Genomic DNA, 27000 nt, shown 5'->3' with positions numbered 1-27000 from the left:
CATGAATTCCTCACGTCCTGTTACGATCAAAGACATTGCACGCCGTTTCCGGTGCTCTCCATCCACGGTTTCCCGCGCGCTGAACGACCATCCGGCCATCAATGAAGATACCCGGAAAAACATCCAGGAATATGCCAAAGAGGTAGGTTACCAGCGTAACGAAGTCTCGCTGAGCCTGCTGAACAAAAAGACTGCGTCGCTGGGCGTAGTAGTGCCGACAATCAGCAATTACTACGAAACCGCGGTGATCGAAGGCCTTCACACGGTGTTACAGCCAATGGGTTACACGCTCAATATCTGCGTGACGAATGAAAGTTACCTGCTTGAAAAGGAATCGCTCTCAAAGCTCCTATCCAACCGCACAGAAGGGATATTTCTGTCGGTTTCGCAAGAGACATACGACGCAGGTTACTACGAGCATTTGGAAAACGTGATCCAGCGTAAAACGCCGCTGATCTTCATCGATCGCGAATATGAGGATTTTGAAACAAGCCGCGCCACGGTCGACGATTACCACGGGGCATTCGCGGCGGTAGAGCATTTGATTTCAATAGGTTATAAGCAAATAGCGCATTTGAAAGGTCCTAACGGCCTCACCGTTTCCGAACAGCGTTTCAAGGGGTATATCAATTGTCTCAAAAAATACAATATGCCTATTCGTGAGGACCTGATTCTGAATACCAATTTCAATGTAGAAAGCGCCATTCTTCCTACCAAGCGCCTGCTCGAACTGGCATCGCCGCCCGACGCGATCTTCGGCGTGAACGACCAGGTTGCCATCGGTGCCATGCGCGTGGCCAAGGATAAAGGCCTTCGTATTCCCCAGGATATCGGGCTTGTGGGGTTTGACAACTCGCCTATTTCGGCTTACACATTCCCGTCGCTCACCACCGTCCACCGACCCGGCCGGAAGATCGGTATGGAAGCTTCTCGTCTGTTTCTCAATCAGTTGAATGGCTCGGGCGATTTCGCGCCCGAGAGCATTGTGCTGCCATCCGAGCTGGTGATCAGGGAGTCGTCGCTGCGGATTTAGGTTGTGTGTGGATATAAAAAAGCCGGTCGGAACATGCTCCGACCGGCTTTTTTTATCTAAAATTTCAAAAATCAATATCCATCATTCTGCTTCAAATATCCCGGGAGGTTTGATGCGCCGTCGATGGCGGTTTGCGGGATCGGGAAGATGCGTTTCTTCACGTCGGAATTGGTTTTTTCGGTCCATTTGCCTTCATACTTGCCGAAACGGATCATGTCCGGGCGGCGGAGCATTTCCCAGTAGAATTCGAAGCCGCGCTCACGGAACAACAGGTCGAGGGTGATGCTGTTCAATGCGGGAGGCGCGAGCGTTTTCGTGCGTGAAGCACGCACAAGGTTTACATCGGCGAGGGCACCGGCGGCATCGTTGCTTTTGCGGAGTTTCGCTTCTGCGCGCATAAGGTAAATGTCCGCCAGACGTGCGATAACGATATCCGCCTCGCCACGGTTACGGCCCGTGTTCGACTTGCTGCTGAACTCGTATTTTTCCACACGGTAGCCGGTATTGTAGTTGCTTCCCGCGGTGGTAAAGTCGATCAGTTCGGAGAAACTTACGGGCAAATCGGCGCGGTTGCGTGTCACGTAACTCAGTTTTCCTACTTTCAACTTGCCGTCGGGACAGCGGAGGAATGCACCATTCACACGCAATGCGCCATATTGCTGACCTCTGAGGATACCGCGGTTGATTTTGTAATCGGCGTCGGCTACGCAGGTATCGGCTGCATTCGAGTAAATAGACAGGTTCTGCTGATAAAAACGCGGGTCACGCGATGGGTCGACAGCGCCGTAGGCCTGTACCCAGCTCTGGTAAAAATCGGAAGTGATACCAGGACCGTCGGTACCGTTCGCCGTAGGGAATTCGGCCAGTGGGAACTGGTCGCCGGAGATCGAGAAGTAGGCCATACGGTTATGCCCGTTCAATTCGGCGCGCTGATCTACCGCGAAAATGATTTCCTCGTTGGTATGGTTGGCGTTGCCGAAGATCGCGAAATAGTCCGCCGACAGCTTCGCCTGGCCTGAGTTGATCACCTTGTCGGTGTACTGGATCACTTTATCCATATCCTCGGCTTTGAAATCGAATGTAGTACCGTAAATGTTGCGATACACGGCGGCATTCAGGTTCAGCCGGGCCAGCAAGCTCCATACAGCAGCCTGGTTAAGACGGCCAGGGCCAACTACCGACTTCGGCTGCAAAGTTGGTTCAACAGCCAGCAGTTCGCTTTCGATGTATTTTACCGCTTCGTCGCCACGGATGATCGTCGAAGTAGTCCCGGGATCGTCCTTTACAAATACAATACCGAACAGGTCGAGCATCACCATATTGTAATAGGCGCGCATACCGCGGGCCTCAGCGGTGTAAAGTGCCGCGTTGGGCGACTTAGCGCTTTTTAGGCCTTCAATCGCCGTGATACACCTCGAAATAGACTGCACCAGCTGGTTCCAGGTGTTGTTCACGTTCGGATCGGTGCTGGTGGTGTTGTGTGCGTGTAACGCCAGGTAAATGCCGTTATCGCCCCAGTCGGTTCCGCCGCGGTACGGCAGAATCGCCTCGTCAGTAGAAATTTCCTGCAATGCAAAATACGTGGTATGCTGGAAAAGGTTGGGCAGCAAGGCATAAGTAGGTGCCAGCAGCCCGTTGACGGTCTCTTCTTCCGAAAGATTTGCGGTGAGCGTTTCGTCCAGCACTTGTTCTTTCAGGTCGGTACAAGCGTTGCTGAGCATGAGCAAGCCTGCGACCGTAAATATGGTTGATAGTTTCTTCTTCATGGGTCAATAATTAAAAGCCAAGATTGATCGAGAAAATGACAGTTTTCGCTTTCGGATAGCTCAGGTAATCGATACCGTAAGAGGTAATGCCGGCGATCGAACGGTCGTTGTTAACTTCCGGGTCGTAGCCATTGTACTTGGTCCACAACGCCAGATTCTGGCCGGTTACCGAAATGCGGGCTGTCGGTAACCATCTGTTGATGCCCAACTTCGTCGTATTGAGATTATAGCCTAAAACCAGGTTGTTCAACCTCAGATAAGCACCGCTTTTGAGATACCTCGTGGATACACCCGCCGCGTTGTTCACAGATTCCGAAGGCGCTTCAAGTGCTTCCGGCGTTACGTTCACGCCTTTCGATAATTTCAGCTTGTAGAAGTTCGAGTTCGCCGTGTTGTCGTACACCTTGTTACCAGCAACCCCATTGAAGTTGGCGCTCAGGTCAAAGCCTTTGAAACTGATGTTTCCGTTGAAGTTGTACATGCGGGTTGGCAATGCTGTACCGGCCACGATGCGGTCGGCGTCGTTGACAATGCCATTGCCGTCCACGTCGCGGAACTTGCTGATGCCATTCTCGTCAAAACCGATGAACTCTTTCAGATAGAACGAGCCGATGGCTTCGCCATTGATATAACCGTTGATCGTCGCCGAGGTCAAACCCGATCCTTGCGCCGAACCCGACGGGATTACCGTGTAAGGCGAGTGCTCCACGCGGTTCTTGATAAATGTGATATTTCCGCCTACCGCGTATCTCAAACCGTTTTCGAGCGTCTTGCGGTAATTCAGGTCAAATTCCAGACCTTGGTTAATGATTTGCATATCAGGGACATTTGTCCAGAAAGTACCGGCCGGCTGAACGGGGTCGGCGGGGATCACTTCGAGCAGCATCTTTTCAGATACCTTTCTGAAATAGTCGATTTCTCCGCTCAAAGCGCCTTTGAACAAACCGAAATCAAGCCCTAAGTCGGTCTGTTTGGAAACCTCCCATTGAATGTTGGGGTTGGCCAGACGCGTATAGGTAGTTCCGCCCGGATAGGTGGTCCCGCCGTCGAGGGGGTAGCTGGCTGTTCCTGAAACGACCGACGTAAACCGTGCCTGGGTAATTTTCGAAGGGATCTCCTGGTTACCCGTCAATCCCCAGCCTGCGCGAAGTTTCAGCTCCGAGAAAGGCGACGACTTCATGAAAGGTTCTTCGGAAATCCTCCAACCTGCCGAGAATGAAGGGAAAGATCCGTATTTGTTGTTAGAACCGAATTTCGAAGAACCGTCGATACGCAATGTCGCGGTGAGCAGGTACTTGTCTTTGAAACCGTAGCTCGCGCGGCCGAAGAACGATTGCAGCTCATTGATCGTCGCGAAACCGCCTGGCTGGTTCAGCACGAGCGAAAGATCTTGTCCGAGGCCGGGATTGTAAATCGGCTCGATGTCAGAGATCGGGAATTTGTTGATGCTGAAATTGCGGCTCTGAATGAAAATGCGCTGGTAGGAATGACCGAGCAACGCATTGAGGCTGTGTACTTTCGTGTTCAACGTGTAGGTCAGGTAATTTTCGATCAGCCGGTTGGTATTGCGCAGGCCATAGTTTTCCAAACGTCCTACCTCGGCCGGAATAGTGCTAGGCAAGGTTTGTTTATCCTGGGTAGCCGTTGAATTATCAATGCCGAAGTTCAGCTTATAAACGAGCCCGTCGATAATCTTCACCGATGGCGATATGCTTGCCAGTACCCTGTTGGTGGTGAGGATTTCTTTGTATTGCTGCAAAGTGAACAGCGGGTTCGTGAAATCCTGGTATTGAACCAGTTTCCCGTTTGCGTCGTAAGGCGCATAGGTAGGGTTGATTGTCAGGGCACTGCCGATCACACCCTGGATATTCGGGCGTTGGTTCTTGGTATTCGTAGCATTCAGGTTGAAATCCAGTGTCACGCGGTCCTCAAATAATTTCTGAGAAAGGTTTACACGACCGGTGTAACGGTTCTGCTGACTGTTTTTCAGGATACCTTGCTGTTTCTGCGAACCAAACGACGCGTAATAGGTCATTTTTTCGCTACCGCCGCCAATCGATACATTATGGTTGTGCGTAGTGGCGGTCCGGAAGATTTCTTTTTGCCAGTCTGTGTTGGCTTTGCCGTCGGCCACAGTAGCGCCGAGTTTGGCAGCCTCCGTCAAGAACTCTGGCCCGGAGAGCACATCCAGCGGGCGGGCCACATTAGAGATACCCAGGCTTCCCGAGTACGTAACGCTCGCCTGGCCCGATTTGCCTTTTTTAGTGGTAATCAGAATGACCCCATTTGCACCCCGTGCACCATAAATGGCTGTTGCAGAGGCGTCTTTCAAAACATCGATAGACTCGATATCCTGCGGATTCAGGAAGTTGAGCGGGTTGGCGTCGCCACCGGTACCGCTGTTATCGAGCGCCATACCATCCACGACGAACAATGGTGTACTGCCGGTACGCACACCGCCCGGACCGCGAACAGTAATGTTGGTCTTACCGCCCGGCTCACCTGTCGCCGACGTAATATTCACACCGGAAACCTTTCCTTGCAGCAATTGCTCGGGGGAGTTGATGATCCCCTGGTTGAATTCCGCACTTTTCAGCGACTTCACCGAACCCGTGATGTCCTTTTTGGTAGTGCTGCCGTAACCGACAACCACCACTTCGCTGAGGTTCGATGCCGATTCTTTTAACTTAATTTGGATTGAACTGGCATTGCTTTCAGTCAAAAGAAAGTCTTTTAACGATTGCTTTTCAAAGCCGATGTAGCTGAATTCAAGATTGTACCGCTGGCCGGTTTGCAAGTTTGCGAAACTGAATGATCCTGATTCATTGGTAGTTGCGCCTTGCTTGTTATTGCCGTTGGCATCGGAAATCACGACGGTAACACCGGGTAACCCCTCGGACGAACCTTCTGTGGTGACTTTTCCGATGAGGGTAACTTCCTGCATGGTGTTCATGTTGGTTTCAACATGCTTTCTGGGCTGGTCTTTGGGAACCGGTATTTCGGCTGCGGCAATGGTATGAAGGCCGCAAACGGCCGTAACCTGCATAAGGCAGTTTCGGATTATCCCGGTCCTGACTGATAGAGTCGAAGTCTTTCTCATAGTCGTGGATTATTGGATTTTACAGTGAATAGAATGTTGGAGCAGAAGGGAATTTTAATCATAGAGGAAAATTTGATAGTAATAAGTTACAAGATTACAGTTGTATTTTTAAAATAATTAATAGCAATAACTTTATAGGTAATGCAAACGTTTGAAATTCTGTGCAAACGTTTGAAAAAATATGAAGATTAAATTGGATGAAATTAATATTGCTTTCTGTGGTGTAGGAATAGTGATTCTAAATCGTCCCAAAGTCTAATTGGGATCTGGAAAGTTGCATTAAAGCGACATTTCATGCCAAAAATGGCATTGTGAAGAAGAATAAATGAAGGAATGGGTTTTAAGGAATTGTTAAATCCTCGATTGGAGAGGTAGCGTTGGATTGCGATAGGGGCAGGATCGGAGGAGTGGTCCGAAGAGGGAAACGGGGCGAAAAGAAAGAAAGTGAAATGCATGGCCGGTCAGGCTACGCTCTCTTCCGGCATAAGTTTGACGGTTAAGCCATAGGCTTTCAGAAGTTCGTGGAGTTCTGCTGATGTTTTAGTATCCATGATCTAAAAATTTATTTGTATAAAGCCTTTTGATTTTCGGGCGCGCGAAGTGGAGAATGTATTGCGCCAATGGGCTAAATCTGTGTGATAGAAGGCGTACTTTCGGTGCGTTTCTGGATATTGTTTTACAAAATACTCATCTACTCCTGTCTTGTGATTTCGCTGATAGTCTCGTGGAAAGTCAATTTCCCGTGTGCGGTTTTATTTTTAGTTTAAATATACCAAAAATAAAACGCTAAACATCCTGCCGCAATACCTCTAATGGCGGCCGGGACAGGATGCCGCGGCTGTTGAGCAAACCGATGATTACAGTTAGCAAAGAGACAAAAAGGAAAATCAGCACTACCGGCCCGGGCTCCGGGTTGAATTCGGATTCGAAGTTGAATTTTGCGAGGCAAAAGCTTCCAATCATGGCAATAAGGATGCCGGTGAATGCGGCGAACGCGCCGAGGAAGAAGTATTCCAAAGCGGTGATGACAAATATCTGTTTCCGGCTTGCGCCCAAAGTCCGCAGGAGCACGCTCTCCTGGATGCGCTGGTATTTGCTGATCATGACGGACGCAATAAGGACGATCAGCCCGGTGAGAATGCTGAAACCGGCCATGAAGCGAATTACGAAGCCTATTTTGTTGAAAATATCATCCAATACGCGCAGCACGAGTGCCAGGTCGATGATGGAAATATTGGGATATTGCCTCACCAATGCCTGCTGAAACCGGGCCGAAACGGCCGGGTTGGGCACGTGCGTGAGCATTGCGTGGAACTGCGGGGCTTGTTCGAGTACGCCGGTAGGGAATACGACCAGGAAGTTGGTGCGCACTTCACTCCAGTTTACCTCCCGGAAACTCGTGATAGTAGTTGGCATAATGGTGCCCTGTACGTTGAAAACGAGCGTGTCGCCCAGTTCCAGTCGACTTCTTTCAGCAAAGCCCTGTTCCAGTGAAACGGGGATCAGCTGGGCCGATTTGTCGTATTTGCCCTGCCATTTGCCTTTGGTGATCTTCTCGGAAGAGGTAACCGAGTCGCGGAATGTAACGCGGTATTCCCGCCCGAAAACGCGGCGCGACTGCTCGGCTGTCGTGTCGCCTTCGAAATCGGAGGCAGTTTTACCGTTAATTTCTTCCAGACGCATATTCACAATAGGTACGCTCTGGTTAATAGGCACGTTTTGCGCCTTCGCGATCGCCAGCACACCGTCTTTTTGATGGCTTTGAATATCGAAAAGCACCATATTGGGCTGGTTGCCGCTGCTCGACAACTTGACGCGGGTGAGCAAGATGGTTTGTATAAAAAAGAGCGTGCAGATCAGCGAAGTACCCAGGCCGACAGATACAATGAGTATGGTAGTCTGATTATTGGGTCGGTACAAATTCGCCAGTCCCTGCCGCCAGAGGTAACTCCATGAAGTAGGGAAGAACCGGCGCACGAGCCACATCAGCAGGGTGGCAATGCCGTACAGGATCAGGAATGAGGCCAAAATGCTGACGGTAAAAATCAATGCCTGCAACCAGGTTTGCATTTGCAGGAACGAGAAGCCGAAAATGAACAGAACAATCAGCCCATATAAGGCCCAGCTTACGGCGTCGCGCTCGGGGTGGGAAGCGTCCGAGGCCGAACGGAGCACATTCAGCGGCGACACCTTGCGGATCGATACGAGTGGAGGTAAAGCAAAAAGTATGGAAATAAGTACCCCGATGGCCAGCCCTTGCCCGATAGCCTGCCAGGAAATGTCTGTATTAAGTTCAAATGGCAGCAGGTCTTTCAATACCACCGGTAAAAACTGCTGGATTATTGTTCCAAGAATGGTACCGAGCACAGTGCCGATCAGTCCTATGCCTGCTATCTGGATAAGGTAGATCAAAAACGCCTGAGACGCTTTTACGCCCAGGCAGCGGAGTATCGCGATGGAATTCAGCTTTTCGCGCACATATATATGTATGGCGCTCGCCACGCCGATGCACCCGAGCAGGAGCGCGACGAAACCTACCAGCGACATGAAGCGCGTAAGGTCGCGGAACTCCCGGCCGGTATCCTCTTTCTGGCTTTGAACGGTGTTATAATCGAGGTCGTAGCGCTCGAACTTCGGTTCCAGCGTTTTAACCATTTTTTCGACATCCGTTTTCGCGGGATATTTGAAATAGTACCTGTAACCGACACGGCTGCCTTTTTGCATGAGGCCCGTCCGATCCAGAAAACGCATTGGAATGTACACAACCGGCGCCACCGAAGCGGCGATGCCTGTTGCGCCCGGCGCTTTTTCGAGCACACCCGCTATGGCAAAGGTTACTTCACCGATCCTGATCGAATCCCCGACCTGCGCGCGGTATTGCAGCATGAGCGTCTGATCGACCAACGCTTCCTGCCGGTCCCGGAATGTCTTTTCAGCCGTAACAGGAATGGTTTCCAACTTTCCGTAATAGGGAAAATCGCCGGAGAGTGCTTTTACCTGCGTCAGGCGGCTGCCCCCTCCTTTGTTAAAGTAAACCATCGAAGCAAATGCCCGCTCCTCGGAGCGCACTTTGCCCAGCGAATCGACGAACGTCATCGCTTTCCCTTCGATTTTTTTTCCGCTGTAAATGGAAAGGTCCGCGCCGATGAGCGTGGCCGCCTGGTTATCGATATTGTCGCGCAGGTTGTCGCCGAGCGAGTAAATGGCTACAAGGGCGGCGATACCCAGGATAATAGATGATATAAATAGGGCCAGCCGCGCGCGGTTTTTGCGACTGTCGCGCCAGGCCATTTGCAGTAACCACGAAAGATTGAAAGTATTGGGGTTCATCAGGAATTCATGGTTAGCTGGCCTCCACAATTTTGCCGCCTTTGATGCGGATAATGCGCTGGGTTTTGGCAGCGAGTTCAAGGTCGTGGGTAACGACCACAAGCGTTGTACCTGCCTCGCGGTTGAGGTCGAAAAGCAGTTTTACAACTTTCTCGCTCGTTTCGGCGTCGAGGTTACCGGTTGGCTCGTCGGCAAACAGGATCTGGGGCTGGTTGGAAAACGCGCGTGCCAGTGATACGCGCTGCTGTTCGCCGCCGCTGAGCTGAGTAGGGTAGTGGTGGCTGCGTTCGGCGAGGCCCACTTTGTCGAGCAGGTCGAGCGCGCGGGACTTTACGTTCTTTTCACCACGCAGTTCCATAGGTACCATCACATTTTCCAATGCGGTGAGCGTCGGCAGGAGTTGGAAGTTTTGGAAAATAAAGCCTACGTATTGATTGCGAACGGCGGCGAGCTGATCTTCGGTGAGGCCGTTCAGCCGGGTGCTGTGCAGCTCCACAGTACCGGTCGTCGAACGGTCGAGCCCGGCGCAGAGGCCGAGGAGCGTCGTTTTGCCGCTGCCGGAAGGGCCCACGATCGAGACTGTGGAGCCTGTTTCGATAGAAAAGCTGATATTGTCGAGGACTTTGAGTGTGCGGTCGCCGCTTTTATATATTTTACTGACGTCGTGCAGATCGAGTATGGTATTCATCAATCGTTTTTCTTTTATGTTTGCGTGGTGCCGTGCAGGCAATCGCGAAAGACCTAATTTGGCTCTTTTCGGCTATTGTTTCTCATAAATATAGTTTAAACGGTTTTTAAATGAGAATGAAAGGCCCGGTATGCGTTTTATAACCATAAAATTCGTTCCCTTTCGATATTGATTATGATTGATATGCGTTGTTTCAAGACATTTTTAACATTGTCCTTTCTGGCAGCCGCGCTGTTCTCGTGCAGCGGCGGGAAAAAGGAAGAATCGGGGCAAAAAGCCGATTCTACACATAAAGAAGCCAAAGAACCCGCTGCTCAAAAGAAGATCATCGTGTTTTTCGGCAACAGCCTTACCGCGGCTTACGGCCTAGACGACCCATCGCAGGGCTTTGCGGGGCTTATTCAGAAGCGGATCGATTCGCTGGGGCTTAGCTACAAGGTCGTCAACGCGGGGGTGAGCGGCGAGACCACCTCGGGCGGTAACAGCCGTATCGATTGGTTGCTCAAACAACCCCTCGATGTTTTTGTCCTCGAATTGGGCGGAAACGACGGCCTGCGGGGCATTCCTGTTTCCGAAACCAGAAAGAACCTGCAAGAAATTCTCGATAAGGTGAAAGCCAAATACCCGGATGCCAAGCGGGTGCTCGCAGGAATGCAAATCCCGCCGAATATGGGTCGGAAATACGCTACCGAATTCAAGGACGTTTACGCCGATCTGGCTAAAAAGAATGATGTGACACTCATTCCGTTCCTGCTCGAAGGGGTAGGGGGGGAATCCCGACTGAACCAGGCAGATGGCATCCACCCCACTGCCGAAGGGCATAAAATCCTCGCCGAGAACGTCTGGATAAGGATTAAAGACTTATTGTAATGAAAGAACCCGCTCGATGGCGGGTTCTTTTTGTTTCAGGGCGAGTATGTTTCATTGCCGTGCAGCTGCCGGGCGCCGTAGCGGTTCCAGGCCTCTATAATCTCCATCCGGTCCTCAATGGTGCGGGGTGTGAATGAGATGATGACTCCGCCCTCGCGAATACTGGATTCGAATATTTCCGCATGCTCTTTGGGTACGCCGCGGTGATGTAAAGCGCCTACAATGCCGCCCGTAAGCCCGCCCGCTCCCGCGCCAGTAAGAGCCGCAAGCAACGGACCGGCCACCGCGATCCCAAGTCCGGGGATTGCAACGGTTGTGCCAATCGCAATGATCGCCCCGGCAATCGCGCCGGCCGTGCCGCCAATGGCCGAGCCTATGCCGGCGTTTTCCATTGTAGAGTGGGCCGGTTTTTCGTTTGCCGACTCTTCATGATGCACCCGACGCGTTTCATCCGAGACGATCACGTTGATGTCTTCGGGTTTGTAACCCCGGTAAATCAGCTCGTCGTAGGCTTTTTGGGCATCAACACGGCTGGTAAATGCTGCATTGACTAGCGATGGGTAGTTATATTCAATTGCCGTTTCCATGAAATCGTGTTTTGGTTAAAAATCTTTGCGCGAGATCAGAAATAACTGTGCCCGGAGCCGGGCAAACAAAAGCCCGGGACGTTGTTTTACAAACGCACCGGGCCTCGTACATCTGATGGAGTTTGCGCTACACCACCCTGTCGCCACGTATCAGGCGGAGAATGATGGCGACCACGGCGATCACCAGCAGAATATGAATGATATTTCCTAATCCAAAACTTGCAAAGCCGAAATAGCCGATCAGCCACAGAATCACCAGGATCACGGCTATGGTATACAGGAGATTTCCCATTGTTGTAAAATTTTGAGTTAGAGTTATTTTAGAGATATCAGGAGTATATCAATTTAGATGCCAGGCATATTATCATGCGCTAAAACGAGATATTTCCCCGGTTTCCACAATATTTGCGGGGTTCAAGGCTTTTCCCCCGTGCAGTTGTAGAAAATTTTCTCAAAAGCTACGGTAAGAGCTGCTTCTTTATCGTCATTTTCCTAATCTGTTTTGAGTTTCTTAGAATGAAAAAATCATTTTTATCACTACTGGCATTTGCGCTGTTTGCACTCTGTCAGGTAAATGCTACGCAAGTTGCCGCCGCACAGGTCGATACCGTGGAGGTCAACAGCGCGGTTATGAAAAGGAACCTCAAAGTGGTCGTGGTACGGCCTGCGGGGTATAGTTCGGGGAAGGAGTTCCCGGTAGTGTACCTGCTGCACGGTTACAGCGGCAACCATTCCAACTGGGTCACGAAAGCTCCCGGTATACAGCAAGCCGCCGACTTGTATAATATGATTATCGTTTGCCCCGACGGCGGTTTCAGCAGTTGGTATTGGGATAGTCCGGTTGACCCGCAGTCGCAGTTCGAGACCTATGTTTCCAAAGAACTGGTCTCCTACGTCGATAAAAACTATAAAACCATCAAGGACCGGAAGGGACGTGGCATTACCGGGCTGAGCATGGGTGGGCACGGCGCATTGTACCTCGCGTTAAAGCACCAGGATGTATACGGCACAGCCGGAAGCATGAGCGGTGGCGTGGATATTCGCCCTTTCCCCAACAACTGGGACATGGCCAAACGCCTGGGTAGCTATGCAGACCAGCCCGAAAGATGGGAGAAGAATACGGTCATTAATATGCTCCATTTGCTAACTCCCAATACACTTTCCCTCATTATCGATTGTGGTACCGAAGACTTCTTCTACGGCGTAAACGAGAACCTGCACAAGCAGCTTGAATACCGCAAGATCCCGCACGATTACATTGCCCGCCCGGGTGCCCATAACTGGCAGTATTGGGAGAATGCAGTGCAGCACCAACTGCTTTTTATGAATACTTATTTCAATAAAAAATAAATAAAACCTGTATGATGCGGCTCATTATGAGGTGTTTTCTTTTCGTGCTGACGTTTTGCCTGGCTGTTTTGCCGCAAATAATACATGCCCAGGAGGGTAATCAGGCATTGCCCGATCCATTTACCTTTAACAGCGGGCAAAAGGTGAAATCGGTAAAGGAATGGGAACGCAGACGGAAGGAGATACTTGAAACGATGACGCGCGAAATGTATGGCACGGCTCCGAAGCGCCCTCAGAATATGCGTTTCGAAGTTTTTGACCTGGATAAGAATGCATTGGGCGGCAAGGCGACGCGTAAGCAGGTAACGGTTCACATCTCCGAAAAAGGTAAGGAAGCCCGTTTTGACCTGTTGATTTATATTCCAAATCAGACCAAGCATCCGGTGCCGGCCATTATCGGGATTAATTTCATTGGTAACCAGGCCATCCATGCCGACCCGGGCATTAAACTCACGACCGCCTGGGTTGAGAACAGCGGTATGTTTCCGTGCTCGGCCGACGGCAAAGCAGGCGATGCATGCCGGGGCGTGAACGCTTCGCAATGGGCGGTGGACAGCATTCTCGCACGCGGGTATGCACTTGTAACGCTTTACCGAGAAGAAATTGCCTCGGACCGCAAAGACCAGGCATTCCGAACGGGTGTTCACACTTTGTACCCGGAATTGCAGCAGCGTGAGGATAATTTTAGCACCATCGCAGCCTGGGCCTGGGCTTTGAGTCGCGGGATGGATTACCTCGAAACCGACAAGGATATCGATGCCGGGCGCGTAGCGGTATTCGGTTTTTCGAGGCTGGGAAAGGCGGCGCTTTGGGCTGGTGCAACAGATCGCCGGTTTGCTGCCGTACTGAGCAATGAATCGGGTGCAGGTGGCGGGAAGCAGTTCCGGCGCGGGGTCGGAGAGGATATTAACCGGCTTTGTACGGTATTTCCGCACTGGTATGCACGTAGTCTGGCCAAATACAAGGGAAAAGACACGGAACTGCCATTCGACCAGCATTTCGTCCTGGCGCTGATCGCCCCGCGACCGGTGTACCTGGCAACGGCCGAGGACGACAAGAATGCGGATCCGCAGGGTGAGTTTGCCACCGCGCGAGCTGTGGATGCAGTGTACCGGTTTTTAGGGACAAACGGTTTTCCCGATGTGCCTTTCCCAGCACTGAATCGGCCTCTGATGGGCCAAATAGGCTTTCATATCCGGCCGGGCGGGCACGACGTTAAAATGTTCGACTGGATACAGTTTTTAAATTTCTCTGATATACATTTGCAAAAATAGACCGAACCCAATATTTAATTTTACTATTCAGCTAAATGAGCAACCATCCGTCTGCCGGCACTACCCACGCCTCCCCGCCTAAGTTTACTGACAAAAAATACCTTGTTACCCTGGTCTTCGTAACATCCCTTTTCATGTGCTGGGGGATCGCTATTACGATGGGTGACGTGCTCAACAAACATTTCCAACACGTACTGAGCCTGACTAAGACACAATCCGCATTCGTACAGTTTGCGATTTTCGGCGCTTACTTCATCATGGGTATCCCGGCGGGTTTGTTCATGAAGCGCTTCGGATATAAAAACGGTGTATTACTCGGCTTGTCGCTGTTTGCATTGGGCGCATTCCTCTTCGTTCCGGCGGCAAGTACAGCCTCTTTTCCTTTTTTCGGTGTGGCACTCTTTATCCTGGGTTGCGGACTGGCTACGCTTGAAACCGTAGCGCACCCATTTGTAGCGTCGCTGGGTGATCAGCGTACCAGTGATCAGCGCATCAACTTCGCACAGGCATTTAATGCATTGGGCGCGATTTTGGGGCCTGCAATTGGTGGCTATTTCCTGTTCCGCGGCCATACCGAAGGCAGTACTGACCTTACATCCGTGAAGAACCTCTATATCGCCATTGGTTCGGTGATTGCGTTGATCGCCCTGGCATTTTCCTTTGTGAAAGTACCGGCACTTATTGACCCGCATGCCGCTGATGTGGACCCCGACGCGGTAAACGTGGATTCGGAGCCCGGAAAGACATTGTTCCAGCATCGCCATTTCGTTTGGGCGGTCCTAGCGCAGACGTTCAACGTAGCAGCGCAAGGCGGCACCTGGGCATTTTTCATTAACTACGGACACGAAAAAATGGGCTTTACCGACGCGGTGGCAGCTAACTATATGATCGCCTTTATGGCACTCATGCTGGCCGGACGTTTCGTTGGTACTTTCCTGATGCGCTTCATCGCTCCGCATACATTGCTGGCAATCTTTGCATTTAGCAACATCATCATGTGCCTTATCGTGGCACAGGCATGGGGATGGCCCTCGTTCATCGCACTCATGATGCTCAACTTCTTTTTCAGCATCATGTTCCCGACGATTTTCAGTCTCGGTCTTAAAAACCTGGGCCCTCATACGCAGCAGGGCTCGTCGTTCATCGCGATGGGGGTTGCCGGTGGTGCATTCTTCCCGTTCCTGATGGGCGCGGTGGCAGAAACCAACGTGGCGCATGCCTATTACCTGCCGATCATTTGCTACACGGTGATCTTCCTGTTCGGCTACAAATTTTACAAGGCGCATTGATTGACGGCCGACCGCTGACCGCCGTGTTTTTTTGGGTTATAAATTTTATTAATCACATTGAGAATATCGGCAATTAGCGTCAGCGATCGGCAGTGACAACAATCGGCGGTCGGCGGTCCATGGTCGGCGGTCATTTTAACAATTCAAAAACAAAGTTCAAAAAACCAATAATGAAACTCTGGGGAATCGACTTAGGAGGTACCAAAATAGAATGTGCTGTACTGGATTCGGAAAGGAATCTGGAAGTGGTGGTGCGTATGCGCGTGCCGACGGAATCAGTGAATGGCTATGACCACATTCTGTCGCAAATCAAGAAGCTGATCGACATGGTGGCGGAGCAGGTGGGAGAGCAACCCCGTAAGGTTGGTTTTGCCACGCCGGGCGTGCTCGAACCGGATTCTCAATTAATGAAAAATTCTAACACGACCTGCCTCAACGGAATGCCGTTGAAGGCCGATCTGGAAAAGATACTTGGCGTGCCCTGCCAGTTGGCCAACGACGCGAACTGTTTTGCGTTGGCTGAGGCGTTGATGGGTGCGGGTAAGGATTACCACGGCGCCGAAGTAGTTTTCGGGGTGATTATGGGTACCGGTGTAGGCGGCGGACTGGTCGTGAACAACAAGATCATCGGCGGGCACCACGGTATTGGCGGCGAGTGGGGGCACAATATCCTTGAAGAAGGCGGTGAGGCATGCTATTGCGGTAAAGCAGGCTGCGTAGAGCAGGTGATCGCCGGGCCCGCATTGGAACGCCATTACGAAAAACTGAGTGGAGAAAAGGTGTCGATGAAAATCGTGCTGGAACGTTACCACGAAGGGAACGACGAGCATGCCAAAGCGACGATCGAACGCCTGCTGGAATACTACGGCCGGGCAATCTCTACGCTTATCAACGTGATCGATCCGAATCTGATCGTGATCGGGGGCGGCGTCGGCAACATCGACCTGCTTTATACCGCGGGTTACGAGCGCATCCGCAAGTATATTTTCAATAAAGGAATCGTTACTACACCGATCGTGAAGCCGAAGCTGGGCGATAGCGCCGGCGTTTTCGGTGCCGCATTGCTATAATCCGCTTTCCGCTTTTAGGTCCCGGTATTTCTCAGCGTTTTGTTGAAAATTGCCGGGATTTTTGTTGCCTTTTGTTTGAGGGATATAGGCAGTAAATCAGTAATTTATGTGGCTTCTTAGGTCAGTTGTTTTCAACTCTTATTAGTCATGTACACGACCACCACCACCCTCACCAGCCGGATCCGGTCGATCGACACTGTTCGCGGTTTGATTATCATTATCATGGCGCTCGACCATGTGCGTGATTTTTTCCATATCGCAGGTGCCACCGGCGATCCTACCGACCTTGCTACCACCACACCTGCATTGTTTTTCACGCGATGGATCACGCATTACTGCGCGCCGTCGTTCATGATGCTGTCGGGTTTATCGGCCTATTTGTCCGGAGTGAACAAAACCGCAGCCGAGAAGTCGGCCTTCCTGATCAAGCGCGGTTTCTGGCTTATTTTGGTAGAAATGGTCTTTATCACGTTCGCATTCACATTTGATATTTATTACAAAACACTCTTTTTTGCCGTATTCTGGGCTTTGGGTGGGGCGATGATCGTGCTCGGTATAGCCGTGCGGTTTGTCTCGCCGAAAACGATCCTGATCCTCGGACTGGCCTTGGTGCTGGGGCATAACCTGCTGGATTATGTGCAGTTGCAGGAAAACACGTTATCGGACACGCTGCTGCGCATATTCTTCACCGGTAGGGGAACATTCCTGCCACGTCCCGACGGTGGGGCGGTGATCTTCCTGTATGTGCTATTTCCCTGGGCGGGCATTATGATGTCGGGTTACGGATTAGGCATGCTCTTTAACCGCAATGCGGATCCCGCGCGGCGCAAGAAGCTGTTGTTGCTCATTGGGTCGGTGCTTACGGTTCTTTTTGTGGTTTTGAGATTGATTAATGGCTACGGCGATCCGGCCCCCTGGTCGGCTCAGGATACGGGTATCAAAACTTTTATGTCCTTCCTTAATGTGACCAAATACCCGCCGTCGCTTTTTTTTACTTGCATGACGCAAGGCCCGATACTCATTCTGCTGGCCTTCACCGAGCAGACAGACAACGCATTCAGCCGCATTTGCACGGTGTACGGTCGGGTGCCGTTTTTCTTTTTTATCGTGCATTTCTACCTCATTCACATCATGACCCTCGTGGCAGTGTTCCTTTCCGGCTACACCTGGCAACAAGCAACGGACGACAGCCTGTTTTTTAAGTTCAGGCCGAACGATTTCGGATACTCCCTGGGGCAGACTTACATTATCTGGATATTGATTGTCATAGCACTTTATTGGCCCTGCAAATGGTACGGCGAGTATCGGGCGCGGAAGCGGACGTGGTGGTTGAGTTATTTGTAAATGATTGTTCTTAATTAAAATACACACCAGTATGAAGCGTTTTTTGCTCTTGCTTTGCCTTTTTGCACCGTTTTTTACAGCAGCCCAAAGCCCGGAAGAGGCCTATCCGGTCGACCCGGCCTCAGAAGAGCACGCGGATGTACCCAAGGGCGAGGTATTGAAATTTATTTTTGATAAATCCAGCATATTCCCCGGCACATGGCGCGAGTACTGGGTGTATGTGCCTGCGCAATATAAACCCGATACACCGGCGTGCGTGTATGTGAATCAGGACGGCATTCAATGGAAGGCGCCAACGGTTTTCGATAACCTTATCCACCAAAAGGAAATGCCCGTAACGATCGGTGTGTTCGTGATGCATGGCCGCGTGAAAGCGGCGGACCCTAGTGCCGCGAATGACCGTTTCAACCGTAGTTTTGAATACGACGGGCTGGGCGATGCCTATGTGCGGTTTATCCTGGATGAAATCCTGCCCGAGGTGGAAAAGCAAAAAACCAGCGACGGTCGGCAGATCCGGCTGTCGAAAAACGGTAATGACCGGGCCATCGGTGGTTCGAGCAGCGGTGCCGTATGCGCATTCACTGCCGCATGGGAGCGTCCTGAGGCATTCTCACGCGTTTTTAGTGCCATAGGAACTTACGTTGGCCTGCGCGGCGCAGATCGCTACCCGACTTTGATAAGGAAGTATGAGCCCAAACCCATCCGCATTTATATGCAGGACGGCGCCAACGATCTGAATATCTACGCAGGCGACTGGTGGATGGCCAATCAAACGATGCTTCGTGCTTTGACATTCGCCGGTTACGAGGTGAAACATCAATGGGGCGAGGGCGGCCATAATGGCAAACAAGGCACTTCGCTGTTCCCTGAGGCGATGCGCTATTTGTGGAAAGGCTGGCCCGGGGAAGTCAAGAGAGGGCAATCGCAAAATGCTTTTCTGTCGGCATTGTTGGTTCCGGGGGAGGAATGGACGGAAGCAGCGGATGCTTTTCCAATTAAGGGAAAACCGACACCGTCAAGCGAGAATTCTTTGAAAACACTCAAAGCCGTTGGCGCTGCGCTTTCTCCCGATCAGACATTGGTTTATACCGTTGACTCGACCTCACATTGGGTATATTCCTACCAGATTCAATCGAATCGGAAATTGGCGTACAGGCAGCGCTTCGGATGGTTGCATGTGTCTGATACCGAAAATAAAGCGGGGGCCTCCGGCATTGTTTGCGACCGTGATGGCCGGATTTATATTGCTACGAACTTGGGTGTACAAGTCCTCGATCAGACTGGCCGTGTGAATGCTATTTTGCCTTTACCAAATGGTAATCCTACCAAATTAACATTTGGCGGAAGCAATTTTGACGTGTTATACGTGAAAGTCAATGGTAAAAGTTATGGCCGCAGACTGAAAACCCGCGGCATAAATCCAGGAGAAGCGCCCAACAAGCCAGACGCTCCCAGGTTATAGCCTATCCGTTCAAAAATATGGCGAGGATGATAAATATGCCCGCGCCGAGGCTCAGCGATGCGGCGAATGGAAAGAAATAAACAAATTCGATGGCGCCCATTGCGACGAAGCCGATTCCGATAGGTGTGAGCACTTTGCGGGCAATGTCGTGATTACTGTCGGCATACCGCATAGCTGACAGGATAAGCGCTATCGACATACCATATACGATGAAGAGGATCAGGCCGTAACCTTCAAAATAGTCGCCCATACTTCGCATTACGCCCATAAATTCGAACTTCGGCCCGGTCATCTGCCTGATGACCTCCTGCTTAACGGGATCGGGGGTTTCTCTCCACGAGAAATGGCCGAAAAAATGGCCGATCAAGTGAACAAGGATGCAAAGCGCAGCAATGCGCAGGAAGAGTCTGGGTTTCATAAGGGAGCGTTTGATTAATTTACCATTCCATCACAATGCTTTCGAACTCCGCGAGGCGCGTGAGCGAGACACTGATTGTGCCGTCTTTCCAGGTGAAATTCAAAGGCTTGTGATTCGTTAATGTAAATACTTTTTGCGGTTTTTTCGCCAGCCTGATTTTGAATTGCAAATCGTGGACGGGCAGCGGTTCGAAATAGGTGTTCCCGCTGAAACCGGTGAGGTTGATCAGGTGCAGAATTTGGCCGTCAGAGGTGTTTTTGGCCCGGTTTTCGTGGGTATTCCTGGTGAATTCCTTTAATACGGTTTCGACCCTGGCGGGCGCGTTTGTCTCGAAATCTTGTGCGATTTCGGGTAGCATGTGGTAGATCACATCCAGCAAGAGGTACTTGTGTTCCTCATAACCGTGCATGTAATAGATCCTCCCCAGGTTAATAGGAAAAAGTGCTGCCTTACTTTTCGGGTGGTTCTTGATGCCCAATGCATAATATCCGGTGGCGTCATGGCCGCCGATGATCTCGGGAGGACCGGGACGGCCTTTGGCGAGCACGGGAAGCAGTCGGCGGTGGGCACCAGAAAGGTCGTAAAGGCCAAGATTGAATTTCCAGAAAAGCATGTTTTGCCCTTTAAAGCTCCTGAAAACGCTCCGGTCGTCGGGCACAAGGTAGTTACCGGCGCCGTCGTTGTCCTTCTTGTCGATTTTTGCACCGAAAAGTGTTTCCAATGTCTCCGGGCTATCAAAAAACGTCCGGTTGGTGGCGATCAGGTTGGTGCCTTGCTGGCTGGCTTCTTTCAGCACGCGAAGGGCTTCCGGTTTCAGGTAGGAGATTTCGGGCAGAATGATCAGTTTATATCCTTTCACTTTTTGTTCTAAATGGGCAATTTGACCGTCCTCTACGATATCGAACGGAATATGTGCCTCGCGGAGCATTAGCTGAATGCCGCGGTATTCCTGCATCGGTTCGCCATTTGGCCAGGCTCCGGGTGCAATTACGGCCACTTTCGCAACCGATTTGTATTTGCCAAAATAGGCCTCATTGTTTTTATGAAAACCATAAACCTTCCTGAAAACGGGGTAGCTTCGTTCGTCCTCATACCCGCGCATATCGCCCATCATGCTCATATCCAGTCCCGATCCGTTGGCGATATTCTCGCATAGCCTGATCCGCGTTTCTTCCGGCTCCACGGCATTGTATCGTGACTGGAAGGAGATTTGCTGAATGCTGGCATTGCTGATAATATGCTCCGGAAATGAATTGACCGCATTGCCGACGTTGTCCGAAGCAGTATAAGGCCAATAGGGCAGGGTAGTCATGCTCTGCGATTCATGGCGGATGATGTCCACAAACTTGTCGGAGTAAGTACAGATCGCGATTTGCTCATTTTTGGATTTCACCAGTTTGCGAAGCCGCTCCGACCAGTCTTCGACGGTTACCTTTTTAAATTCGAGGTATTTCTGAAAAAGCGGGTCAGCCTTGTTCTCCTCGGTAGGTAGTGCGTCGCCGCCGCTGAATTCCGCAAAACGCTTTTTGTCATAGTCATTTTGATCTATCCCATGATATTTGCCTTCATAGGGATTATTAACCTGGTAACCGGGCATATTCAGGAAAATTCCGTCGATCGGGAAAGTGTCGATCACTTCTTCGATGATCCTGAACGCCTTTTCTTGGACATATGGCGCGTTGATTGACACGACATACATATCCGTGTTGATAATCCGTTCGCCCTTTGGGGAAATGTAGCACCAGTCGGGATGTGCCTTAAAAATGCGCTCGTTCACGCGACTGAAATCGAAGCGGACGATTACTTTAATCCCCTTCTCATGGCACTTGCGGATTACGTCGGCTAGTACATTATTGTCTTTGAGGTATGGGTTCCGGTAATGAAAATCGAGTTTGGTAGGATAGAAAGCCATAATGCCCCCCGCATTGATCAGTAGTGTGTTAGCGGAGCAGGCAACGAGGTCGGTCACAATGGAATCGGCGTTGATCGTCGCGGCCTCGTAGGCTGGAAGGTTCATCTGGATAACTCTCAGATTGTTTCTCTTCCACCAGAGTTCCGGTTTGTTTTGTGCCAGAAGACAGCTGGTATTAAAAAAAAGATAAAGGAGCAAAATGCGGGTTCTCATTCCGTAATTAATGGTTTGAAGGAAAAGAGACGGGTTGCGCCGCATCTACTTGATGCCCGCGGATTGATTTTTTTAATAAATGGTTGAAATAAAACTCTCAACTAACACAGTAGCATATTGAGCGGAAGATATGTTTTCATGCTGGCCCTGATCGTGACCGTGCGGGCTACGCATGTGTCTGCGCAGAACGGGTGGTTCAAACGATTTGTACAAAAGACGATTTCAGACACGACCGGCGAAGGGAAGTCCAGTTTTCGCATATACCCGACATTGGGTTATGCCCCGGAAACCAGCCTTGAAATCGGGCTGTCGTCACTCCTTCTTTTCCAGGCCAAAGGCGATACCCTGAACCGGCTGAGCGAGGTAGCGGCATTTACATTCGTAACACTGGAAGGGCAGTACGGCATTTGGCTTGATAATGCGATCTATGGTGATAAGGATAAGTGGTTTTTCCTCGGAAGGACGCGTTTTCAGCGTTTTCCATTGTTATATTATGGAATAGGGCATACCACACCGGATAAAGAACCGGCGTTGATCGACGCCAATTATCTGCTCTTCCGGCAGCGGGTTTTACGGCGGGTCATGCCCAACTTTTTCATAGGACCTGAAATCGATTATCAGCAACTTTATAATGCGGAGTTCAGGCAGCCCGATGACCATTTTTACGACGAGCCCGCCGGGAGCGACGGCACCCGGAACATCGGGCTGGGAGCCGCACTGGTTTACGATAACCGGCATAATGTGCTCAATGTCCGTAAGGGCCTTTTCGGGGAATTGTCTTTTTTGAAATACAATCAATCGGTAGGCAGCCACTACAACTTCCAGGGGTTTAACCTGGACGTACGCAGTTCGCACCCGCTGACCCGGCGTAACGTGCTCGCCTGGCAGATTTACGGTAACTTTTTCACGGGCAATGTGCCATTCAATCAAATGGCACTGATGGGTGGCGAAATGATCATGCGCGGCTATTATTATGGCCGGTACCGCGACAAGAATATGCTGGCCACGCAGGTGGAGCATCGTTGGTTGCCTTTCGGATTCAGCAAGCGGTTTGGTGGCGTGGTATTTGCGGGAGCGGCGGTCGTAGGGCCTAAAATCAGTTCGCTCGTACCTGCACGCGCGAGACTTTCGGGCGGCGTGGGGCTCCGTTATTTGTTATTTCGCAAAAAAGACATTTACCTGCGGCTGGATGTCGGTTTTACCGGGGACGGACCCGGCTTTTATCTCTTTACAGGCGAGGCATTCTAATCGCGGTGCTTGTAGCCGAATGCGACGAAGAACAGCAGTAAGCCAACTAATCCGAGGGCCCACGACAGCGAGGTGATTTCGGCAAGTACGCCAATCACAGCGGGCCCTGCGAGCTGGCCGGAATAACCCAGAATGGTCACTGCCGACAATGCGATGGACGGTGGAATATTCGGAATCCGCCCCGCGGCGGTGAAAAATATAGGTACCACATTGGCAGCGCCCAGTCCCACCATGACGAAACCAACCAGTGCTGCGATGGCGGAAGGGATCATGACCGCAACGAGGAACCCGGCACCGGCAAGCATGGTGCCGTAAAACACCACTTTCGCAGGTCCCAGCCGATGGATGATACCGTCGCCGGTAAGCCGCATGATGGCCATTGCCACTGAAAATGCCGCATAGCCGAGTCCGGAGAATGAAGGGTCGAAGCCGCGCGAAAATTGCAGGAAAACTGCGCTCCAATCCAACAATGAACCTTCGGCTAGGAAAAGAATGAAGCACATAATACCCAGCAGTATAACCGGTCCCTTGGGCAGTACGAAGCTGGTTCCATCCATTTTCGCTTCTTCCGAATGCGGCAGCAGGTACCGCGACTGCGTTACGGTGATAAATACCAGCAATGCAGAAATCGCCACCGCGGCGTAGGTTGGTGAAAGCCCTGCCTTGATCAGGAAGCCAAGGCCCATCGAACCGATGAGCCCGCCAAGGCTGAACATCCCGTGGAAAGAAGACATGATATGGCTCCCGTGCCGTTCCTGCACCACCACAGCCTGCGCATTCATGGAGACATCAATAGATCCGATTCCTGCACCAAACACGAACAATGCAGCCGCAAGCTGGTAGGGCGAGCTGGCAAGCAGCAGAAGCGGCAGGAGAGAGGCAATCACGAGCGCCGAAACAATTGCTACCGTGCGGCTGCCATATTTATTGATCAGCAGGCCGGTAAGCGGCATCGTAAGAATGGCACCCGCACCCAATGCAAGCAATACCACACCCAGATCGGCGTCGTTGAGACCCAGTTTGATCTTGGCAAAAGGTACCATAGGTGCCCAGCAGGACAGGCCAATGCCGCAAACAAGAAATATCAATAATGTTGCCCTTCTGGCGGCGCTAATCCTCAGTTTCTCTTCCATTAATGTCGGTGTGAATTTTGTGCAAAGAAATACAGTTTTGCAGAAAATTGCAAAATATTGCAAAAAATAGCAAAGCTTTTTTGCAAACTGTTATGCGCTTGCTCTAAAAAAAGAGAGGCCAGGTTTTGCGACCTGGCCTCGGTAATTACCATCAGATGCTTTTCTTTTTTGATTCCTTGACGGCGAAATCTACGGCTCGCGCAGTAAGCGCCATATAGGTGAGCGACGGGTTCACGCACGAGGCCGAAGTCATTGCCGCGCCGTCCGTAACGAATACGTTTTTCACCGCGTGGAGCTGGTTGTTTCCGTTCAATACCGACGTTTTGGGATCGCGTCCCATGCGCGCGGTACCCATTTCGTGGATTGCCATACCCAGGTATGAGCCATTATCGTAGGTCCGGACATTTTTGACGCCCGACTTTTCGAGCATTTCAGCCGCGTCGTTCATCATATCCTTACGCATTTTCTTCTCGTTTTCGCGAAGGTCTGCGTCGAACACCACTGCCGGTATTCCGAATTTGTCCTTATTGTCCTTATTGAGGTACATGCGGTTTTCGTGGTAAGGCAATGTCTCGCCGAAACCTCCGAAGCCCATTGTCCAATTGCCCGGCGTTGTCAGTTCTTCCTTGAAATCCGCGCCGAATGCGAGTTCGGCTACATTACGCTGCCAGCCCTGGCGGCCACCACCACCCTGGTAACCGAAGCCGCGCAGGTAATCACGTTTGTCGGAGCCAATGTTGCGATAACGTGGTACATATATTCCGTTCGCGCGGCGGCCGAAGTAGTATTTGTCGAGGTCGCCTTCCCAGGTACCGCTTGCGCCCGTGCGGAAGTGGTGGTCCATCAGGTTATGGCCCAGCTCGCCTGAGTCGTTGCCCATGCCGTTCGGGAAACGATCGGAAGTAGAGTTGAGGAGCAATGCCGTCGACGCCAATGCGCTCGCACATACGAATATGATGTTTGCAAAAAACTCGCGTTCCTGCAAGGTTACCGAATCGATCACGCGCACGCCGGTAGCACGCCCGCCTTGTTTCTTGCCGTCGTAAATAATCTCGCGAACAACCGAATCGGGACGGAGCGTGAGCCGGCCGGTTTTCATTGCAGGTGGCAATGTCGACGACTGGGTGCTGAAATAGGCGCCGTAAGGGCAGCCATAAGAACAACGGTTGCGGTACTGGCAAGGTCCGCGGCCGCCGTCGAGCTGGATTTTTGTGGGTTGCGAAAGGTTAGCGACGCGCCCGATGGTCATGGTGCGGCCAGGGAATTCCTTTTCAAGCCGCTTGCGCACTTCTTTTTCAACATGATACATTTCCATCGGCGGGATGAAATCGCTGTCGGGCAACTGCGGCAGTCCCAGTTTTTCACCGGAAATACCTACGTGTTTTTCAACGTAAGAATACCAGGGGGCAATGTCTTTGTAGCGGATCGGCCAATCGACTGCGATGCCGTCTTTGAGGTTGGCCTCAAAATCGAGGTCGCTTAAACGGTATGACTGCCGTCCCCACATGATGGATTTTCCGCCTACGATATTGGGGCGGAACCAGTCGAAGCGCTTTTTTTCTTCGTAAGGCTGGTCCATGTCGTTCATCCAGTACTTCTCAGTCATTTCGTTGTACGGATAATCGCGTGACAGGAACGGGTGTGTTTCCTTTTGTTTGACCGTCAGGCGGCCATTGTATTGGGTCTCCCAGGGAGCCTTCAATGCATTTTCATAGCCTGTAACGTGTTCGAGGTTCTTGCCCTTTTCGAGCATGAGCACTTTCAGGCCTTTTTCGGTCAGTTCTTTCGCCGCCCAGCCGCCGGAAACTCCAGAGCCGATCACGATGGCGTCGTAAGTGATATCTTTTTTTGCGTCAATATTAAGGTTCGCCATTTTTCTTAAAGAGTTTGGGATTGTCAGGAGTAGCCAGGAGGTCATGCATTGCCCGGTGCTATCCCTTTGAATGTTTCCGGATTAAAGTGCCCAGCTTTTTTGTCCTTTGGGCATGGGCCAGCTGCCTTCGAACCGACCGGGGATCGGCAGGTAGTCGAGTGCCTGTGTTGCCCCGATTTCAGAGGTAAAATAGCCGGTGACGGTCAGTCCTTTCATTTGCAGGAAAAAAGGCTTATCGGAAACGGTGGTCTTTTTAATGATGTCGTTCTTCTGAGTGGCGTCCAGGGCGGCGAAGTCTTTGGAATAGGTTTCTTTAGCGAGTGCATCTACTTTGGCAAGACCATCGTAGAATTTTTTCTGATCTTCCATCACATAGCAATCGCGCATGACGCGCACGATAAATTTCTCGGCCCCGGCTGCTTTGGCGCCTGGTGTGCCGGTAGTAGGGATAATCACATCGGCAACTTCTGCGAGCAGGGCTTCCTGCTGATCGGACACGGCGAGGGACGGGCCGAAATTCAGACGTTCGCCTGCAATGCCGGCCATTAACGGGGCAGAAATCGCGCCGCCAAGCAGGAAGGTTATTCTTTGAACAGCTTCTCTACGGTTCATGGTTAGGTTATTAAGTCAGGAAATTCAAATAGCTATAAAAAATATCTTTTAAAGATAATTAAGACGGCGGATTTGGGCATCAAAACAGCCCCTTTTTTCCGAATATTCACTCAAAAATACCATTTGCACATCAGATTTCGTGAGGTCCGATGCTAGTGATGATATTTGAATCATATTATTAAACTGGGGGCTAGTCAACAGCAATTTAGAGCTTCTGTTGCGCGGTTTGAAGGTTAAGTAATAGAGGAACGTTGAGTAAATAATGCAGATATCTTCCCTGAAATTTCAGGGAAGATATTTTTTTGAAGCTAAACATGAAAGAGAAAGTACAATTTCATAGTGTATAGATAACCTAACTAGACGAACTGCGGAGATTGTGGCAATTTGGGGAGACTGGCGGATTCCCGATTGTACGATTGAGGCAAAGG

20 protein-coding genes are annotated in these 27000 nt (G+C 51.0%); 9 read left to right on the top strand and 11 right to left on the bottom strand.

Annotated elements, in window-relative coordinates:
- The first annotated feature begins 1 nt into the window (after nucleotide 1).
- A complete protein-coding gene (locus tag IEY24_RS12725) occupies nucleotides 2–1033 on the top strand; it encodes a LacI family DNA-binding transcriptional regulator (protein ID WP_188932599.1) in 1032 nt (343 codons plus the stop codon).
- A 71-nt stretch (nucleotides 1034–1104) separates the two neighbouring features.
- Here the strand turns inward: IEY24_RS12725 and IEY24_RS12720 are convergent, their stop codons facing one another.
- The 4 genes from IEY24_RS12720 to IEY24_RS12705 all read right to left on the bottom strand — a co-directional run bounded on the left by IEY24_RS12720 (nucleotide 1105) and on the right by IEY24_RS12705 (nucleotide 9917).
- Nucleotides 1105–2799: a RagB/SusD family nutrient uptake outer membrane protein gene (locus IEY24_RS12720; RefSeq protein WP_188932597.1), complete on the bottom strand. Its 1695-nt coding sequence runs from the start codon at nucleotides 2797–2799 to the stop codon at nucleotides 1105–1107.
- A gap of 10 nt (nucleotides 2800–2809) precedes the next feature.
- Complete coding sequence (locus IEY24_RS12715) at nucleotides 2810–5845, bottom strand: SusC/RagA family TonB-linked outer membrane protein (RefSeq protein ID WP_188935155.1); 3036 nt, start codon at nucleotides 5843–5845, stop codon at nucleotides 2810–2812.
- Nucleotides 5846–6685: 840 nt separating this feature from the next.
- Nucleotides 6686–9229, bottom strand: a complete 2544-nt coding sequence (locus IEY24_RS12710) for an ABC transporter permease (protein WP_188932592.1) — start codon at nucleotides 9227–9229, stop codon at nucleotides 6686–6688.
- A 13-nt stretch (nucleotides 9230–9242) separates the two neighbouring features.
- A complete protein-coding gene (locus tag IEY24_RS12705; protein WP_188932590.1) occupies nucleotides 9243–9917 on the bottom strand; it encodes an ABC transporter ATP-binding protein in 675 nt (224 codons plus the stop codon).
- A 174-nt stretch (nucleotides 9918–10091) separates the two neighbouring features.
- On the opposite strand from IEY24_RS12705, the gene IEY24_RS12700 reads away from it, so the two are divergent.
- Complete coding sequence (locus IEY24_RS12700) at nucleotides 10092–10787, top strand: arylesterase (protein WP_188932588.1); 696 nt, start codon at nucleotides 10092–10094, stop codon at nucleotides 10785–10787.
- A 35-nt stretch (nucleotides 10788–10822) separates the two neighbouring features.
- On the opposite strand, the gene IEY24_RS12695 is transcribed toward IEY24_RS12700, so the two are convergent.
- Nucleotides 10823–11374, bottom strand: a complete 552-nt coding sequence (locus tag IEY24_RS12695) for a hypothetical protein (protein WP_188932586.1) — start codon at nucleotides 11372–11374, stop codon at nucleotides 10823–10825.
- Nucleotides 11375–11501: 127 nt separating this feature from the next.
- Nucleotides 11502–11666 (bottom strand): lmo0937 family membrane protein, encoded by a 165-nt coding sequence (locus IEY24_RS12690; RefSeq protein WP_082489155.1) that lies wholly within the window; start codon nucleotides 11664–11666, stop codon nucleotides 11502–11504.
- A gap of 224 nt (nucleotides 11667–11890) precedes the next feature.
- On the opposite strand from IEY24_RS12690, the gene IEY24_RS12685 reads away from it, so the two are divergent.
- From IEY24_RS12685 to IEY24_RS12660, 6 genes are all read left to right on the top strand, one after another.
- A complete protein-coding gene (locus IEY24_RS12685) occupies nucleotides 11891–12724 on the top strand; it encodes an alpha/beta hydrolase (RefSeq protein WP_188932584.1) in 834 nt (277 codons plus the stop codon).
- 11 nt (nucleotides 12725–12735) lie between these two features.
- Nucleotides 12736–13998: a glucuronyl esterase domain-containing protein gene (locus IEY24_RS12680; RefSeq protein ID WP_229222191.1), complete on the top strand. Its 1263-nt coding sequence runs from the start codon at nucleotides 12736–12738 to the stop codon at nucleotides 13996–13998.
- A 35-nt stretch (nucleotides 13999–14033) separates the two neighbouring features.
- A complete protein-coding gene (locus IEY24_RS12675; RefSeq protein ID WP_188932582.1) occupies nucleotides 14034–15287 on the top strand; it encodes a sugar MFS transporter in 1254 nt (417 codons plus the stop codon).
- A 170-nt stretch (nucleotides 15288–15457) separates the two neighbouring features.
- Nucleotides 15458–16357, top strand: a complete 900-nt coding sequence (locus IEY24_RS12670) for an ROK family protein (RefSeq protein WP_438821071.1) — start codon at nucleotides 15458–15460, stop codon at nucleotides 16355–16357.
- 147 nt (nucleotides 16358–16504) lie between these two features.
- A complete protein-coding gene (locus IEY24_RS12665) occupies nucleotides 16505–17701 on the top strand; it encodes an acetyltransferase domain-containing protein (protein ID WP_188932580.1) in 1197 nt (398 codons plus the stop codon).
- A gap of 31 nt (nucleotides 17702–17732) precedes the next feature.
- The gene (locus IEY24_RS12660) at nucleotides 17733–19163 is read left to right on the top strand and encodes an SMP-30/gluconolactonase/LRE family protein (RefSeq protein WP_188932578.1); all 1431 of its coding nucleotides are present in this window, start codon (nucleotides 17733–17735) and stop codon (nucleotides 19161–19163) included.
- Nucleotide 19164: 1 nt separating this feature from the next.
- Here the strand turns inward: IEY24_RS12660 and IEY24_RS12655 are convergent, their stop codons facing one another.
- A complete protein-coding gene (locus tag IEY24_RS12655; RefSeq protein ID WP_188932576.1) occupies nucleotides 19165–19581 on the bottom strand; it encodes an LIC_13387 family protein in 417 nt (138 codons plus the stop codon).
- Between the two features lie 19 nt (nucleotides 19582–19600).
- Nucleotides 19601–21706, bottom strand: coding sequence for an alpha-amylase family protein (locus IEY24_RS12650; RefSeq protein ID WP_188932574.1), 2106 nt, complete (start codon nucleotides 21704–21706; stop codon nucleotides 19601–19603).
- A gap of 138 nt (nucleotides 21707–21844) precedes the next feature.
- On the opposite strand from IEY24_RS12650, the gene IEY24_RS12645 reads away from it, so the two are divergent.
- Nucleotides 21845–22954, top strand: a complete 1110-nt coding sequence (locus IEY24_RS12645) for a BamA/TamA family outer membrane protein (RefSeq protein ID WP_188935149.1) — start codon at nucleotides 21845–21847, stop codon at nucleotides 22952–22954.
- Here the strand turns inward: IEY24_RS12645 and IEY24_RS12640 are convergent.
- The 3 genes from IEY24_RS12640 to IEY24_RS12630 form a co-directional block, all read right to left on the bottom strand.
- A complete protein-coding gene (locus IEY24_RS12640) occupies nucleotides 22951–24087 on the bottom strand; it encodes an MFS transporter (RefSeq protein WP_188932572.1) in 1137 nt (378 codons plus the stop codon). The genes IEY24_RS12645 and IEY24_RS12640 overlap by 4 nt on opposite strands.
- 151 nt (nucleotides 24088–24238) lie before the next feature.
- Nucleotides 24239–25960: a GMC oxidoreductase gene (locus tag IEY24_RS12635; protein WP_188932570.1), complete on the bottom strand. Its 1722-nt coding sequence runs from the start codon at nucleotides 25958–25960 to the stop codon at nucleotides 24239–24241.
- Between the two features lie 81 nt (nucleotides 25961–26041).
- The gene (locus IEY24_RS12630) at nucleotides 26042–26572 is read right to left on the bottom strand and encodes a gluconate 2-dehydrogenase subunit 3 family protein (RefSeq protein ID WP_188932568.1); all 531 of its coding nucleotides are present in this window, start codon (nucleotides 26570–26572) and stop codon (nucleotides 26042–26044) included.
- Nucleotides 26573–27000: the final 428 nt, after the last annotated feature.

It is taken from the genome of Dyadobacter endophyticus (genome assembly GCF_014641595.1).
In the GTDB taxonomy this organism is placed as follows: domain Bacteria; phylum Bacteroidota; class Bacteroidia; order Cytophagales; family Spirosomataceae; genus Dyadobacter; species Dyadobacter endophyticus.
Note: the sequence above shows the minus strand (reverse complement) of the source record. Positions and strands in the feature narration are given on the sequence as shown.

Coding starts and splice junctions, on each gene's coding strand:
- IEY24_RS12725 (WP_188932599.1), top strand. CDS start 2: ATGAATTCCTCACGTCCTGTTACGATCAAAGACATTGCACGCCGTTTC.
- IEY24_RS12720 (WP_188932597.1), bottom strand. CDS start 2,799: ATGAAGAAGAAACTATCAACCATATTTACGGTCGCAGGCTTGCTCATG.
- IEY24_RS12715 (WP_188935155.1), bottom strand. CDS start 5,845: ATGCAGGTTACGGCCGTTTGCGGCCTTCATACCATTGCCGCAGCCGAA.
- IEY24_RS12710 (WP_188932592.1), bottom strand. CDS start 9,229: ATGAACCCCAATACTTTCAATCTTTCGTGGTTACTGCAAATGGCCTGG.
- IEY24_RS12705 (WP_188932590.1), bottom strand. CDS start 9,917: ATGAATACCATACTCGATCTGCACGACGTCAGTAAAATATATAAAAGC.
- IEY24_RS12700 (WP_188932588.1), top strand. CDS start 10,092: ATGATTGATATGCGTTGTTTCAAGACATTTTTAACATTGTCCTTTCTG.
- IEY24_RS12695 (WP_188932586.1), bottom strand. CDS start 11,374: ATGGAAACGGCAATTGAATATAACTACCCATCGCTAGTCAATGCAGCA.
- IEY24_RS12690 (WP_082489155.1), bottom strand. CDS start 11,666: ATGGGAAATCTCCTGTATACCATAGCCGTGATCCTGGTGATTCTGTGG.
- IEY24_RS12685 (WP_188932584.1), top strand. CDS start 11,891: ATGAAAAAATCATTTTTATCACTACTGGCATTTGCGCTGTTTGCACTC.
- IEY24_RS12680 (WP_229222191.1), top strand. CDS start 12,736: ATGATGCGGCTCATTATGAGGTGTTTTCTTTTCGTGCTGACGTTTTGC.
- IEY24_RS12675 (WP_188932582.1), top strand. CDS start 14,034: ATGAGCAACCATCCGTCTGCCGGCACTACCCACGCCTCCCCGCCTAAG.
- IEY24_RS12670 (WP_438821071.1), top strand. CDS start 15,458: ATGAAACTCTGGGGAATCGACTTAGGAGGTACCAAAATAGAATGTGCT.
- IEY24_RS12665 (WP_188932580.1), top strand. CDS start 16,505: ATGTACACGACCACCACCACCCTCACCAGCCGGATCCGGTCGATCGAC.
- IEY24_RS12660 (WP_188932578.1), top strand. CDS start 17,733: ATGAAGCGTTTTTTGCTCTTGCTTTGCCTTTTTGCACCGTTTTTTACA.
- IEY24_RS12655 (WP_188932576.1), bottom strand. CDS start 19,581: ATGAAACCCAGACTCTTCCTGCGCATTGCTGCGCTTTGCATCCTTGTT.
- IEY24_RS12650 (WP_188932574.1), bottom strand. CDS start 21,706: ATGAGAACCCGCATTTTGCTCCTTTATCTTTTTTTTAATACCAGCTGT.
- IEY24_RS12645 (WP_188935149.1), top strand. CDS start 21,845: ATGCTGGCCCTGATCGTGACCGTGCGGGCTACGCATGTGTCTGCGCAG.
- IEY24_RS12640 (WP_188932572.1), bottom strand. CDS start 24,087: ATGGAAGAGAAACTGAGGATTAGCGCCGCCAGAAGGGCAACATTATTG.
- IEY24_RS12635 (WP_188932570.1), bottom strand. CDS start 25,960: ATGGCGAACCTTAATATTGACGCAAAAAAAGATATCACTTACGACGCC.
- IEY24_RS12630 (WP_188932568.1), bottom strand. CDS start 26,572: ATGAACCGTAGAGAAGCTGTTCAAAGAATAACCTTCCTGCTTGGCGGC.